14 protein-coding genes are annotated in these 12,590 nt (G+C 63.7%); 6 read left to right on the top strand and 8 right to left on the bottom strand.

Annotation, left to right across the window (positions count from 1 at the left end; all coding sequences use genetic code 11):
- The first annotated feature begins 31 nt into the window (after positions 1-31).
- Positions 32-1,105 carry a GGDEF domain-containing protein gene (locus NKH22_RS04835; RefSeq protein WP_023746643.1) on the top strand — a complete coding sequence of 358 codons (1,074 nt, stop codon included), beginning with the start codon at positions 32-34 and terminating at the stop codon, positions 1,103-1,105.
- A 71-nt stretch (positions 1,106-1,176) separates the two neighbouring features.
- On the opposite strand, the gene NKH22_RS04830 is transcribed toward NKH22_RS04835, so the two are convergent.
- Positions 1,177-2,169, bottom strand: coding sequence for an adenosine kinase (locus NKH22_RS04830; protein ID WP_352909041.1), 993 nt, complete (start codon positions 2,167-2,169; stop codon positions 1,177-1,179).
- Positions 2,170-2,384: 215 nt separating this feature from the next.
- Between NKH22_RS04830 and NKH22_RS04825 the strand changes: the two genes are divergently transcribed.
- Together NKH22_RS04825 and NKH22_RS04820 are read left to right on the top strand one after the other, a co-directional pair.
- A complete protein-coding gene (locus tag NKH22_RS04825; RefSeq protein WP_023672873.1) occupies positions 2,385-3,287 on the top strand; it encodes a DMT family transporter in 903 nt (300 codons plus the stop codon).
- 197 nt (positions 3,288-3,484) lie between these two features.
- Positions 3,485-4,186 carry a sulfate transporter family protein gene (locus NKH22_RS04820; RefSeq protein WP_023692652.1) on the top strand — a complete coding sequence of 234 codons (702 nt, stop codon included), beginning with the start codon at positions 3,485-3,487 and terminating at the stop codon, positions 4,184-4,186.
- Positions 4,187-4,191: 5 nt separating this feature from the next.
- On the opposite strand, the gene NKH22_RS04815 is transcribed toward NKH22_RS04820, so the two are convergent.
- From NKH22_RS04815 to NKH22_RS04790, 6 genes are all read right to left on the bottom strand, one after another.
- Positions 4,192-5,190, bottom strand: a complete 999-nt coding sequence (locus tag NKH22_RS04815) for a proline racemase family protein (RefSeq protein WP_023692651.1) — start codon at positions 5,188-5,190, stop codon at positions 4,192-4,194.
- 13 nt (positions 5,191-5,203) lie between these two features.
- Complete coding sequence (locus NKH22_RS04810; RefSeq protein WP_352909040.1) at positions 5,204-6,007, bottom strand: isocitrate lyase/PEP mutase family protein; 804 nt, start codon at positions 6,005-6,007, stop codon at positions 5,204-5,206.
- 77 nt (positions 6,008-6,084) lie between these two features.
- Entirely contained in the window at positions 6,085-6,903 is an 819-nt protein-coding gene (locus NKH22_RS04805; protein ID WP_245260580.1) for a hypothetical protein, read from the bottom strand.
- Positions 6,904-7,079: 176 nt separating this feature from the next.
- Positions 7,080-7,739: an HAD family hydrolase gene (locus NKH22_RS04800; protein ID WP_023685119.1), complete on the bottom strand. Its 660-nt coding sequence runs from the start codon at positions 7,737-7,739 to the stop codon at positions 7,080-7,082.
- Positions 7,740-8,225, bottom strand: a complete 486-nt coding sequence (gene dut / locus NKH22_RS04795; protein WP_023690041.1) for a dUTP diphosphatase — start codon at positions 8,223-8,225, stop codon at positions 7,740-7,742.
- Positions 8,226-8,310: 85 nt separating this feature from the next.
- Complete coding sequence (locus tag NKH22_RS04790) at positions 8,311-8,781, bottom strand: Lrp/AsnC family transcriptional regulator (protein WP_023690042.1); 471 nt, start codon at positions 8,779-8,781, stop codon at positions 8,311-8,313.
- 113 nt (positions 8,782-8,894) lie between these two features.
- Between NKH22_RS04790 and NKH22_RS04785 the strand changes: the two genes are divergently transcribed.
- The 3 genes from NKH22_RS04785 to NKH22_RS04775 all read left to right on the top strand — a co-directional run bounded on the left by NKH22_RS04785 (position 8,895) and on the right by NKH22_RS04775 (position 11,488).
- Entirely contained in the window at positions 8,895-9,149 is a 255-nt protein-coding gene (locus NKH22_RS04785) for a DUF6356 family protein (protein WP_031198207.1), read from the top strand.
- A 15-nt stretch (positions 9,150-9,164) separates the two neighbouring features.
- Positions 9,165-9,959, top strand: a complete 795-nt coding sequence (locus tag NKH22_RS04780) for a class II glutamine amidotransferase (protein WP_023692647.1) — start codon at positions 9,165-9,167, stop codon at positions 9,957-9,959.
- Positions 9,960-10,114: 155 nt separating this feature from the next.
- Positions 10,115-11,488, top strand: coding sequence for an amidase (locus NKH22_RS04775; protein WP_023692646.1), 1,374 nt, complete (start codon positions 10,115-10,117; stop codon positions 11,486-11,488).
- On the opposite strand, the gene NKH22_RS04770 is transcribed toward NKH22_RS04775, so the two are convergent.
- Positions 11,482-12,555 carry an NAD(P)/FAD-dependent oxidoreductase gene (locus tag NKH22_RS04770; protein ID WP_352807586.1) on the bottom strand — a complete coding sequence of 358 codons (1,074 nt, stop codon included), beginning with the start codon at positions 12,553-12,555 and terminating at the stop codon, positions 11,482-11,484. The two genes, NKH22_RS04775 and NKH22_RS04770, sit on opposite strands and share 7 nt — an antisense overlap.
- Positions 12,556-12,590 lie beyond the last annotated feature (35 nt).

Raw genomic sequence — 12,590 nt, 5'->3', positions numbered from 1 at the left:
GCGCTCAGACCGCCAAAACGGGGGTGCGGCCATGAAGCATGACACGGCATCTGTGGTCGGCCAGGGGGTCTATCACGACGAGCGCCTGGATGCGCTGCTGAGCATCACCGGCCGCATGGACGGTTATCTCTACCGTTGCCGCAACGATGCGTCCTACACCATGCTCTACATCAGCGACGGCATTTTCACCGTCAGCGGTTATCGGCCGAGCGACTTCATTCAAAATGCCGTGCGCGACTATGTCTCGGCCATCCACCCGGATGATCTCGCTGCCGTCTATGCCGCCGTCGATACCGCGCTCGAGGCGCGCTGCAACTGGAACGTCGACTACCGCATCGTGCCGCAGGTCGGCGAGCCGCTCTGGGTCCGCGAGATCGGCGGCGGCGTCTGGGACGAGGCAGGCGAACTGGAATTCCTGGAAGGTTTCGTCGTCGACATCAGCGACCGCAAGGTCGTCGAGGATCTCAACGCCGAGCTGCTGCTCGAACTCAAGGCCGCCAATGAGGAACTCTCCGTACAAAAGCGCGAGATCGAGCTGGCCAAGCAGCACAGCGACCACTCGGCCAACCACGATGCATTGACCGGCCTGCCCAACCGGCGCGCCTTTCACAACGAGCTGAGGTCGGTGATCGACCGCTGCGACAGCACCGGCCAGGCGGCCGGCCTGCTGTTCATCGACCTCGATAGGTTCAAGAAGGTCAACGACACGCTCGGCCACGAGGCCGGCGACGCGCTGCTGCATGAGGTGGCGGGTCAGCTTCGCACCGTCCTGCGCAGCGCTGATTTCGTGGCGCGGCTCGGTGGAGACGAGTTCGCATTCCTGTTTTCAGGAGAGGCTAGCCGGGCCCGACAGAAGGCCGTGGGCGTCGCCGAACGTATCCTGGAAAAGCTGCGGATCAAGGTGCCGACGCCGAATGGTGCCATCCATGTTGGTTGCACCGTTGGCGTCGCCATCTACCCGGCGGAAGCGTCCGATTCGGAGGCGCTGATAACGCTCGCCGACCGACTGATGTACATCGGCAAAAAGAGCGGCCGCAACCGGCTGGTCACCGCCGGGGCTTTGGAACCCGGGCCTACGTCCGACGACCTTCGCCGCACCGCCTGAGCGGAGCGCCGGACAGCCTCAACCGGCGGGCACCCCTCATCTGGCTCGGCGCTGCGCGCCGAAAGACGGCCCTACAGCAACCCCGCCAATTGGGCCGCGCTGCGCAGGTTTTGCCGCGGCCGTGGCCCGAGCTGCTGGATCACCAGCCCGGCGGCCAGCGAGCCGAGATCGCCGCAATCCTTCAGGCTGCGCCCCGAGGTGTAGCCGTAGAGGAAACCGGCGGCATAGAGGTCGCCGGCGCCGGTGGTGTCGACCAGTTCGCGGATCGTCGTCGCCTGAATGGTGACGGTCTCGTCGCCGCGCACGATCACTGAGCCTTTTTCGGAGCGGGTGACGGCGGCAATCTTGCAGTCTTTGCGGATAGCCGCCAGCGCCTCGTCGAAGGATTTTGTCTGGTAGAGCGACTTGATCTCGTGGCTGTTGGCAAAGACGATGTCGACAGTGCCCGAGCGCATCAGCTCGAGGAACTCGTCCCGGTAGCGGTCGACGCAGAACGAATCCGACAACGTCATCGACACTTCGCGCCCGGCCTCGTGTGCGAGCTTCGCCGTCTGCCGGATCGCCTCCTTGGCGCGCGGCGGATCCCACAGATAGCCCTCGAAATAGGTAACCTTGGCGCCGGATGCCTTGTCGGCCTCGACGTCTTCCGGGCCGAGTTCGACGCAGGCGCCGAGATAGGTGTTCATCGAACGCTCGCCATCGGGGGTGACGAATATCATCGAGCGCGCCGTCGGCGGCTGTCCCTCAAGCGGCTTGGTGTCGAAGGCAACGCCCTGGGCATGGATGTCATGGGCGTAGATCTCGCCGAGCGGGTCGTTCGATACCTTGCCGAAGAATGCGGCGCGGCCGCCGAAGCTGGCGACGCCCGCCGCCGTGTTGCCGGCGCTGCCGCCCGAGGCCTCGATCGCCGGCCCCATGCGGCTGTAGAGCAGCTCGGCGCGCTTGGTGTCGATGAGGTTCATCGCACCCTTGATGATGCCGTTGGTCTCGAGAAAAGCGTCGTCGCACTGGGCGATGATGTCGACAATGGCATTGCCGATGCAAAGCACGTCAAAATCCGGCATCAATGTCTCCGCCTCGGAACCTGCCGGCTTTCTGCCGCGCCCGGGCGGGTCTACAGCATCACCCCGAAAAATGGCAACCGATTTCCATCCTTTGCCGGCCCAAGCCGGCGCGCGCGCCTGGGACGAGGCTCCATCACAGTTCGACCGTGGCCGAAGCATCTGACCGCCGGGTCGCCTACAAGCTTGGCCTCAAATCAGGCGCTGGAAGCACCCGCATGCAAGCAAAGACCGACATGACCACCGAACTGGCGCTGCTTGGCGTGCTGGCGGCCCTGTGGGGCGCGTCCTATACCTTCATCAAGATCGGTGTCGAGACGATCCCGCCGATATCCTTCATCGCTGCCCGCACCTTGATTGCCGGCGCCATCCTGCTCGCGCTGATCCGCTGGCGCGGCCTCGCCATGCCCAAGGACAGCGCGACCTTGTGGCGGTTCATGGTCCAGGCCTGCCTCAACAGCGTCGTGCCGTTCACGCTGATCGCCGCCGCCGAGCGCTCCATCGACGCCGGTCTGGCCACCATTCTCAACGCGACCTCGCCGATCTTCACCTTCCTGCTGACCGCGCTTATCACCCGCCATGAATCCGTGACCGCACGCAAGCTGTTCGGTGTCGGTGCCGGCATTGCCGGCATTTGCCTGATCGTCGGCACCCAGGCGCTTGGCGGGCTCGGCCATCAATTGTGGGCGCAGCTTGCCGTCATTGCCGCCACGGTCTGCTATGCCGGCGCAGCCATTTTCGGCCGCAGCTTTAGGGGACTCGACCCGATGCTGCCGGCCGCCGGCTCGATGCTGTGCGGCGCGGTCATCCTCGTCCCCTTGAGCCTGGCCTTCGACCGCCCGTGGACGCTGTCGCCTTCAATGGCGTCGATACTGGCCTTGTTGGCATTGTCGGTGTTCTCCACGGCGCTGGCCTTCTGCATCTTTTTCCGCCTCATCCACACGCTTGGTTCGGTCGGCACGACCTCGCAGGCCTATCTGCGCGTGCCGATCGGCGTCGGCATCGGTGTCCTGTTCCTCGGCGAAAGCCTGGGGCCGACGGCGTTCTGGGGGATGGGCTGCGTCGTCGCCGGCGTTGCGGCGATGACCATCCCCGCCCGCTCCCGGGCGCTGGCGCGCTAGATCATGATGAGATTTGGTTGAAATCTCATCATGATCTAGCCCTTTGTTGGGGCATGATCTTTTCCAAAACCGGTACCCACTTTTTGGGGTCATGCTCTAAGTCCCGTCCGGAATTGTGCCCGCTCCGGCAGGCTTGCGGCTGACAGGGTCTCCGCCTATGTCGGAGATATTCGTTTGTTCCTGGGGGTGGAAACGCCGTGATCTCCAACGCTGCCCGCGCCGCCTTCAGCCGGCTGTTTTCTCCCGAATTCCGCGCGGTTTTCCTGAAGACGCTGGGCTTGACCGTCCTGGCGCTGGTCGCCTTGTGGTTCGTCTTGACCGGGCTTGTCGATTGGCTGGCGCTGCCATGGGTTCACTCCTTGTTGCCCGGCCTGCCGTCCTGGGCCGGATGGCTGGGCGGCATTATCGCGGCCATCGCTCTTGCCTTCGGGATGGCGCTGCTGATCGCGCCGGTGACGGCAATCGTGGCGGGCCTGTTTCTCGACGACATCGCCGAAGTGGTCGAGCGCACCGACTATCCGGCCGATCCCGTCGGACGCGCCATGCCGGCGCTGCGCTCGCTCGTGTTGTCGGTGAAATTCTTCGGCGTCGTCATCCTGGGCAACATCGTCGCCTTGCTCCTTCTGTTGGTTCCAGGCGTCAACATCGCCGCCTTCTTCATCGTCAACGGCTATCTGCTCGGACGTGAATTCTTCGAATTCGCCGCCATGCGCTTCCGCCCGGAAGATGAGGCGAGGGCGTTGCGCCGGAAATATGCCGGCACCGTCTTTCTGGCCGGGCTGCTCATCGCTGCCTTCCTCGCCGTGCCCCTGCTCAACCTGCTGACGCCGCTCTTTGCCGCCGCCATGATGGTGCATCTGCACAAGGCGGTCGGCGCGCGGGAGAGCGCCGGGCGATAGGCCTATCAACGCAGAAGAAAACCGCGTCCCAATTCGTCATCCGGCTCGACGGTGAATTCCGCCCGGCCCGAATAGTAGGCGCGGCCGCCGACGCGGGCGATGATCGCATCATGCGGGCCGGCCATGGTCGTGCGCGCCACCGCTCCGGAAAAGCGCGAGCCGGCGATGCTTTCGAAGGACCGCTCCTGACCAGGGTTGATCTCACCCTTGGCATGCATTGCCGCCAGCCGCGCGGTGACGCCGGAGCCGGTCGGCGAGCGGTCGACCTCGGCATCGGCAAAGACGCAGATGTTTTTTGTTGCCTCGCCGGAGAACGCATCGTGTCCATCGGTGAGGATGGTGCCGTAGAGGAAAGCGAGATCGGCATGGTCGGGATGCGATAGAGGGAACGCCGCCTTCAGCCGCTCGGTCAGCGCGGTTGCCGCGTCGACGAAATCGCGCACCCGGCTGCGGCCGAACTCCAGGCCGAATTGATGGCAGTCGGCCAGCGCGTAGAAGGCGCCGCCATAGGCGATGTCGAACGCAATCTTGCCGTATCCCCCCAATTCGATTTGTTGGTCATGGGCAAACAGAAAGGCCGGCACGCTTTCGAACGACACCGATCCCGCTTTGCCGTCCCTGACCTCGACCGAGGCGACGACCATGCCGCACGGCGCCTCGATGTTGACGGTGGTGATTGGCTCCTGCTTGACCACCAGCCCTTCGTCGACGGCGTAGCGGCCAAGCGCAATGATGGCGTGGCCGCACATCGTCGAATAGCCCTCGTTGTGCATAAACAGCACGGCCAGCTCGGCGCCGGGCAGGTCGGGCTCCACCAGCAGCGCGCCATACATGTCGTAGTGGCCGCGCGGCTCGAAGATCAGCAGCTTGCGCAAATGGTCGAGGTGGTCGCGCACATAGGCGCGCTTTTCCAGGATCGTGCCTTTGGGAATGTCTGGATAGCCGTCGGTGACGATCCTGAGCGGCTCGCCGCCGGTGTGCATGTCGACGACGGTGAGCGTCATGCGCCGGGACCCCCTAGCCTGAGGATTTGGAAAACAGCGCCTGCAATTTGCCGAACGGGATGGCGGCCCGGGTGAAGCCGAACGTGCCGTCCTGCTGGAACTCGCGCGCCGCGGTTTCCAGCATGCCGAAGGCGAAATTGGTCAGCCACGGACCGAGCGAGATGCGCTTGACCCCGGCCATGGCAAGGTCGGCGATGGTGAAGGCCGGGAGTGCCATGACATTGACCGGCCTGCTCACCGCCGAGCAGACTTTCTGGATGGTCTCGACATCTTTGAGGCCGGGCGCATAGAGCACATCGGCGCCGGCCTTTTCGAAGGCCTGCAGCCGCTTGATCGTGTCGTCGAGATCCGGTTTGCCCCAAAGGAAATTCTCGGCCCGTGCGGTGAAGACGAAATCATGCTTGAGCGCCCGTGCGGCCTCAGCAGCAGCTGCAACGCGCTCGACTGCGTGTGAAAACTCATAGATGGGCTTGTCGGGATCGCCGGTATGGTCCTCGATCGAGCAGCCGGCGAGACCTGCCGCTTCGGCCGCAAAAACCGTCTCGGCGGCACTCGTCGCGCTGTCGCCCTTGCCTTTCTCGAGATCGGCCGACACCGGCAGGCTGGTTGCCGCCGTCAGCTCGCGGCAATGGTGGATCATCGCCTCGAAGGTCACTGCGCCATCGGGCAGGCCGCGCGAGAAGGCAAAACCGGCGCTGGTCGTCGCCAGCGCATTGAAGCCGAAGGAGGCCAGGAGCTTGGTCGTGCCGACATCCCAGGGGTTGGGCATGACGAAGGTCGAGGCGTGCAGGTCGCGAAAGATCTTGCCCTTGTCCATGAGTGCTCCCTTCAGATGCGGAAATGCCGGCAGATACTATCGTGCAGCAATGCACCGGGCAAACGAATGCGGTTGGCTCAGAAGCGTTTGGCGTTCTCTCCTGCCAATTTGTCCAGCGCATCGGAATCCTTGACGTAGTGCAACGTCTTCTTGTCCCAATGATAGGTAACGGAAATTGTGTGGGCTTCAGGCTTGGGCGGCTGGTCGTCGCAGCTCTCGCCGTTGAGCACCGTGGCGTCGGTCACCGTCACTTTGACCGCGGCATAAGGCTGCCCGTCAGCGATCGTCTGGAAAGCAACGTCCTGCTTGCGGCTGTAGGCGCACAGGTTCTCATCGAAGGTGAAGATCATGTCGATCAATTGGAATTTGTCGTCGCGCACCATGATCAGCGGCGTGATCGCGTAGTTTTGGCTTGAATTGAAATGCGCGCTCATGGTGATCACGATGTCGTCGTTCGGCCCAACGGAAAGCTTGCCCGGTTCACGGAAATAGGTGCCGCGGTCGAGCGCGACATTGACGGCGTCGAGCAGCTTCGGCTTGTCTGTGATGTCGTAGAGCGCCAGCACGGCATAGCCTTCGGCGCTGTCGGGAGAGTCGCCGAGGTCGTAGAGCATCGCCAGCCGGTCCTTGCCCCCGGCCTTGATGGCGAGCACGCCGGCGTTGGAGAGGCCCGATGTCTCAGGCGGCGAACCGCCGCCATCCGGTCCCTCGATGTGGCGCATCTCGATCGGCAATCCACCCCGGTAGAAACCGTTGCTGTCACCTGCGAGGCCGGGAATGACCATCCTTGCGAGGTCCAGATAGGTCACATCCATGTGGCCGGGGATGGCGCTGCCGAATTCCGGGAAGCTGACGGCTTGCGCGCCGGCTGCGGTCCAAAGCCACGGCAGCAGCACAAGCGCTAGAGCAATTTCAGGAAAAGTGTGTGCGGTTGTCCGGCCGGAAATTGCAACAAAACAAAAAGATAGAGCGGTTCGCCGTTTCCATGAAACGGTGAAACGCTTTAGGATGGAGCGAAGCAGGTTCGTTGGCATGGGCGCCTCAGGCTGGCCGCGCGGAACCTAACACAGCTTCAGTGGATCGGCACCAGCCCGGCAAGTTCGCGCATGTCGTCGAACAGGACGCCGCCGGCGCTGGCCAGGCCATCGCGGTCGGAATAGGGATCGCCATGATAGGCATAGACACGCATGCCGGCGGCAATGCCGGCCTGCGTGCCGGCAACGCTGTCCTCGATGACGATGCAGTCGGCCGGCGCAAAACCCATGGTCTTTGCCGCATGCAGGAACAGGTCCGGGAACGGCTTGCCGCGGCTGACCATGGTCGAAGAGAACATGGCATGCTCGAACAGCGGCAGCAGCCCGGTCTGGCCGAGCGTGATGTGCATCTTCGAGATACGCGCAGAAGTGGCGACGCAATAGGGAATGCCGGCCGCGCGAACCGCCTCGATGAAGTCGCGCACATAGGGGATCGCCTCGACGCCATGCGCAAACAGATCGGGCAGGCCGGCATTCCAGCGATCGACGAAATCGGCGCCGAGCCGCACCGTGGTCGTCTCTTCGATTTCCTTCTGCACCGAAGCCATGCTGCGGCCGGAAAAATATTTGCGGCAATATTCGAATGTGGTGGGATAACCGGCGGCAACAAACCACTCGGCAAGCCGCCGGTTGGCAAGGTTCTCGGTGTCGACCAGGATTCCGTCGCAGTCGAAGATGACCAGTTTCGGTATGCTCATTCAGGCGGTGCCGGTCGATCCGAACCCGCCCGCGCCGCGCGTCGTGGCGCCGGCCAGCGAGCGCTCCTCAACCGTCACCTGCGTCACCGCGGCAAAGACGATCTGGGCAATGCGCATGCCGCGCGTCACCGCGAAATCCTCGTCGCCGAGGTTGACCAGCAGCACCTTAACCTCGCCGCGATAGTCGCTGTCGACCGTGCCTGGTGAATTGAGGACGGTCAGCCCATGCTTGAAGGCAAGGCCGGAGCGCGGCCGCACCTGGCCTTCCATTCCTTCGGGAATTTCCAGGATCAGACCGGTCGGCACCAAGGCGCGCTTGCCAGGCAGGATCAGCAGCGGCCGGTCTTCCGGCACCGCGGCGCGCAGATCCATGCCGGCGGCGCCGGTGCTTTCGTAAGCGGGAAGGGGAAGTCCATCGCCATGCGGCAACCTGACGAAGCCGACGGTTGGACCGATGACGGAGGAATTGTGGAGGGCTGCGCGCATAAAATCGATCCTATCGGCGCGAACGGCGATTCGGTCAACTCGTCCGCAGGCCTATCAACGGCTTTCTTTCGGGCGTCAGTGTGACCTAGCGCAATTCCACCGGAACGACCGTCGTCTCCTTGATCTCCTCCATGACGAAGGAGGCCGAAACGTCCGACAGCGCCACCTTGGCGATCAGCCGCTGATAGAGCCGGTCATAGGCCTTCATGTCAGCGACGCGGGCGCGCAGCACGTAGTCGAGATCGCCGGACATGCGATAGACTCCGGTGATCTCGGGAAAACCGGTCACCGCCGCCCGAAACTTCTGCAGCCAGTCCGGGTCATGATTGGACGTGCGGATCAGGATGAACACCGAAAGCCCGAGCCCGAGCTTGTCGGCATCGACCAGCGCCACCCGCCCGGTGATGACGCCGTCCTCTTCCAGCCGCTTGACCCGGCGCCAGCAGGCGTTGCGCGACAGCGACACTTTTTCGGAGAGCTGATCGACCGACAGTGTGCCGTCGCGTTGCAGCTCGGCCAGCAATCTTCGGTCGATTTCATCAAATTCAAGCGCCATGTTGGGATGAATGTCCCGAACCACGGCGTTAGACAAGGACAAATTGAGACCGATGAACCTTACCCCGTGGCAGGATACCCACATCGGGGCTTATCCCGGCAGGAGGGATCACCATGACGACGCTGTTTTCGAAGCTGTTCACCTCTCACCCGGCCAAGGTGGGCGAGACCTATTTCAGCCATATGGCCTTTGCCGCCTGGTTCTGCTCGCGCCTCCTGATGGCCGCTGGTGCGGCACTCGTTCACGCTTTCTTGCCGTTTCTCTTCGAAACTGTGGCAAGCCGAATCGTTCGCGAACTTTATGAACGGACGCACAACAGAGGCTCGCACGCGGTCAAGGAGCCCCAGGCTCACTTGGATCTCGTCTAGGATTGGTTAGAAGCGATGTGCCGATGGGCGGCCTATCTGGGTGAAGCGGTCTTCCTCGAAGACGTCGTCACCGCGCCTTGCCACTCGCTGATTGCCCAGAGCCATTGCGCCCAGGAAGCCAAGTCGCCGACCAATGGAGACGGTTTCGGCCTTGCCTGGTATGGCGACCGGCCCGAGCCCGGCCTCTACCGCGACATCCTGCCGGCCTGGTCGGATCCCAATCTGAAAAGCCTGTGCCGGCAGATCAAATCCGGCCTGTTCCTCGCCCATGTCAGGGCGTCGACCGGCGGCGCCACCAGCCGCATGAACTGCCATCCCTTCATCTCCGGCAGCTGGTCTTTCATGCACAATGGCCAGATCGGCGGCTTCGAAAAGATCCGCCGCGCGCTGGAGAACTCGCTCTGCGACGCCGTCTTCGACCAGCGTGAAGGCACCACCGATTCCGAGCTGCTTTTCCTGCTGATGATCGACGAGGGTCTTGCTGGCGACCCGCAAGGGGCAGTATCGCGCGCCACCGCCCGCGTCATCGAGGCATCGCGCCGCGCCGGTCTGGAGCCAGCCTTGAAACTGACTGCGGCCTTTTCGGATGGAAAGGCGCTGTATGCCGTGCGCTATGCCAGCGACGATCACGCGCCGACGCTGTACACGTCGGTGCGCAATGCCGGCCGTTGCATCGTGTCGGAGCCTTTCGATCGCGAGGGCGGGGAATGGCAGGCCATCCCGCCCGCGAGTTTTGTCACGATCAGCGGCGATGGGATGGTTATTCGGCCGTTCGTGCCGGCAACTGCGAAGCTCGCGCTGGTGGGCTGATCGAAGGAAACAGGGTAGGCCGCATTCCTTCGCGCCCCCCTCAACCGAACCGGTCAGCGCAATTACGATCAAGCGTTCCCTGTCCTAGAAATGCTGAACTCACTTCAAGCCGCGCCTGCCATTTGGCGAAGGCGCCGACTGCCGGAGCATTCGCCATGGACCTAGTCTTCTCCTCGACCGTCGACCTCGCCACCACGATTGCGGCGCGAAAAATCTCCGCCGTTGAGGCGCTAGACGCGCAACTGGCGCAGATTGATCTGCATAACGAGGCGGTCAACGCGGTCGTCAATCTCGAGCGGGAAGGCGCCCGCGAGCGCGCGAAACAGGCCGACGCGGTGCAGGCGCGCGGCGATGGGCTCGGACCGCTGCATGGCGTGCCTTTCACGTTGAAGGACATGCACCAAACCGCTGATATGAAGACCACGGTTGGTTTCGCACCATTCGCCGACTATGTGGCAAAGGCAGACAGTCCGGTCGTCGCCCGATTGAAAGCCGCAGGCGGCATCCTGATTGGAAAGACCAATGTCGCGACGATGCTGGGGGACTGGCAGGCGGACAACCCGCTGTTCGGTCGCACCAGCAATCCGTGGAACCGCTCGCGCACGTCAGGCGGGTCCAGCGGTGGCGCCGCGGCAGCGGTGGCGACCGGGATGACGCCGTTCGATGTCGGCACCGACATGCAGGATTCGATCCGTCTGCCGTCGGCTTTTTGCGGTGTCTACGGGTTGAAACCGACCGAGCATCGCGTGTCGCTGGCCGGCGCCTTCCCCGATCCGAACGGCGCGGCGCGTAGCGTGCGGCTGATGTCCTGCCTCGGCCCGCTGGCGCGCAGCGTGGAGGATCTTGCGCTGATCTACAAAATCATCGCCGGCCCGGACGGAGCAGACACGGACCTCGCGCCGGTGCCCGTAGAGGCCATGCTCAGGCTAGACCTCAAGACATTGCGCATCGCCGTGGCGCCGTCCATCACCGGCTTTCCGGTGGCTGGCGAAATCGCTGTCGCCGCCGAAAGCCTGGCCAAGCGGTTGCAATCAGCAGGGGTGATTGTGGAAGAAGCGAACTTGCCTGAGATCGATCTGCATCACGATCTGGGGCAGGGCGGCGATCTGATCGGCATGATGCTGGAGGCAGCGCAGCCCGAACCGCCGGAGCAGCCAACGCCGATCACCAATTGGTTCGAGGCGCTCGCTCGCCGCGACCGCTCGATCCTGGCCTGGGACAGGTTCTTCGAAACCTGCGATGCCTTGCTGTGCCCGGTCGCCATGACCACGGCCTTCGCGCATTGTGAGCCCGGCACGCCGATCGAAGTCGACGGCAAGGAGCAAAGCTATTGGATGCTACCGGCCTATGGCGCGGTCTTCAATTATTCCGGCCATCCGGCACTCTCGCTGCCCTGCGGGCAAGACCGCGACGGCCTGCCTATCGGCCTGCAACTGGTCGGCAAGCGCTGGTCGGAATCGCGGCTGCTCGGCATCGCCAAGGCGATCGAAGCGCTGACCGGCGGCTTCAAGCGTCCGCCGGGCTACTGAGCAAACCGACCCAACCAATAAGGCGTCAGCAGCGGATCACGCTCGCCGTCGAGAATTTCGCGCGTGGCGAACAGCCCGACCGCCGGCGCCAGCGTTATGCCGGAATGCATGACGGCGACATAGAGACCTTCCGTGCCCTCGGCGCGGCCGATGATCGGAAAGCCGTCGATCGGCGTCGGCCGGTAGCCAACCGTGTGGAAATCAAATTCCAGTTCGTCGGCGCCGCGCAAAGCCGCCTTCATTGCTGCAAACAGCTCGCGCGCCGTGGCGTCGCGATTCTCACCGGGATCGCTCCCCGCGAAATCCGAGCCGGCGATGATGCGGCCCTCCGCCGTCTGGCGCATATGCAGCTTTTCGGCATGCACCAGCCCGTTGAGGAGCTTCTTGTAGGGCTGCGAGTGGACGATCAGACCGGGCGGCGTCTCGATCGGCAGCTTGATGCCGACGGTAGCGGCAATATCGGGCGCCCCGACACCGGCTGCGATCACCACCTCTTCGGCTGGCATCAGCCCATGCGATGTATCGACACCGGCAATCCTGCCATCGGTCTGGACAAGTGCGGTTACAGAACTGGAGAGAACGCGCGCACCTTGCCGTTCTGCGTCGGCCAGCAGCGCCTTGGCCGCTGCGACCGGTTCGGCCACGCCTTCTTCCGCGACATAGACAGCGAATTCCGGCGGCTCGACGAGATTGGGCTCGATTTGCGCTGCGCGCCCGGCGTCGACGCGTTCGATGCCGTAACCCCAGGAAGCGTGCTCAGCCGCGTAGGCTTCGAGCCTGTCGGCCGGCAGATCCCAGCACAGCCCGCCGCACCAGGCGAGCGGCAGGCCGGGCAGCTCGTTTGCCAGCCGCTTCCATTCGGCCATCGCACGGATGCGCAGCCGGAAATAGATTTCGGGATTGCCCCAGCTGGCGTTGATCCAGGCAAAGGAGTTTGGCGTGGCGACGCCGCCGGCACCACTATCGGAAATCACAGTCACCCGCGCCCCGGCCTTGGTCAGGTGCCAGGCGATGGACGCCCCGATAATGCCGGCGCCGATGACGATGACTTCTTTAGCGCTGCTCATACCGGACCTCTCAGAATGGGCTCCTCTGATGCCAC

It is taken from the genome of Mesorhizobium sp. M1252 (genome assembly GCF_040318265.1).
In the GTDB taxonomy this organism is placed as follows: Bacteria; Pseudomonadota; Alphaproteobacteria; order Rhizobiales; family Rhizobiaceae; genus Mesorhizobium.
The sequence above is the reverse complement of the archived record's forward strand: the minus strand, read 5'-3'. Positions and strand labels throughout refer to the sequence as shown.

Excerpts from the sequence above, each read along its gene's own strand:
- NKH22_RS04810 (WP_352909040.1), bottom strand. The coding sequence starts at position 6,007 with ATGGACAAGGGCAAGATCTTTCGCGACCTGCACGCCTCGACCTTCGTC.
- NKH22_RS04800 (WP_023685119.1), bottom strand. The coding sequence starts at position 7,739 with ATGAGCATACCGAAACTGGTCATCTTCGACTGCGACGGAATCCTGGTC.
- NKH22_RS04835 (WP_023746643.1), top strand. The coding sequence starts at position 32 with ATGAAGCATGACACGGCATCTGTGGTCGGCCAGGGGGTCTATCACGAC.
- NKH22_RS04825 (WP_023672873.1), top strand. The coding sequence starts at position 2,385 with ATGCAAGCAAAGACCGACATGACCACCGAACTGGCGCTGCTTGGCGTG.
- NKH22_RS04815 (WP_023692651.1), bottom strand. The coding sequence starts at position 5,190 with ATGACGCTCACCGTCGTCGACATGCACACCGGCGGCGAGCCGCTCAGG.
- dut (WP_023690041.1), bottom strand. The coding sequence starts at position 8,225 with ATGCGCGCAGCCCTCCACAATTCCTCCGTCATCGGTCCAACCGTCGGC.
- NKH22_RS04770 (WP_352807586.1), bottom strand. The coding sequence starts at position 12,555 with ATGAGCAGCGCTAAAGAAGTCATCGTCATCGGCGCCGGCATTATCGGG.
- NKH22_RS04790 (WP_023690042.1), bottom strand. The coding sequence starts at position 8,781 with ATGGCGCTTGAATTTGATGAAATCGACCGAAGATTGCTGGCCGAGCTG.
- NKH22_RS04830 (WP_352909041.1), bottom strand. The coding sequence starts at position 2,169 with ATGCCGGATTTTGACGTGCTTTGCATCGGCAATGCCATTGTCGACATC.
- NKH22_RS04775 (WP_023692646.1), top strand. The coding sequence starts at position 10,115 with ATGGACCTAGTCTTCTCCTCGACCGTCGACCTCGCCACCACGATTGCG.
- NKH22_RS04780 (WP_023692647.1), top strand. The coding sequence starts at position 9,165 with ATGTGCCGATGGGCGGCCTATCTGGGTGAAGCGGTCTTCCTCGAAGAC.
- NKH22_RS04785 (WP_031198207.1), top strand. The coding sequence starts at position 8,895 with ATGACGACGCTGTTTTCGAAGCTGTTCACCTCTCACCCGGCCAAGGTG.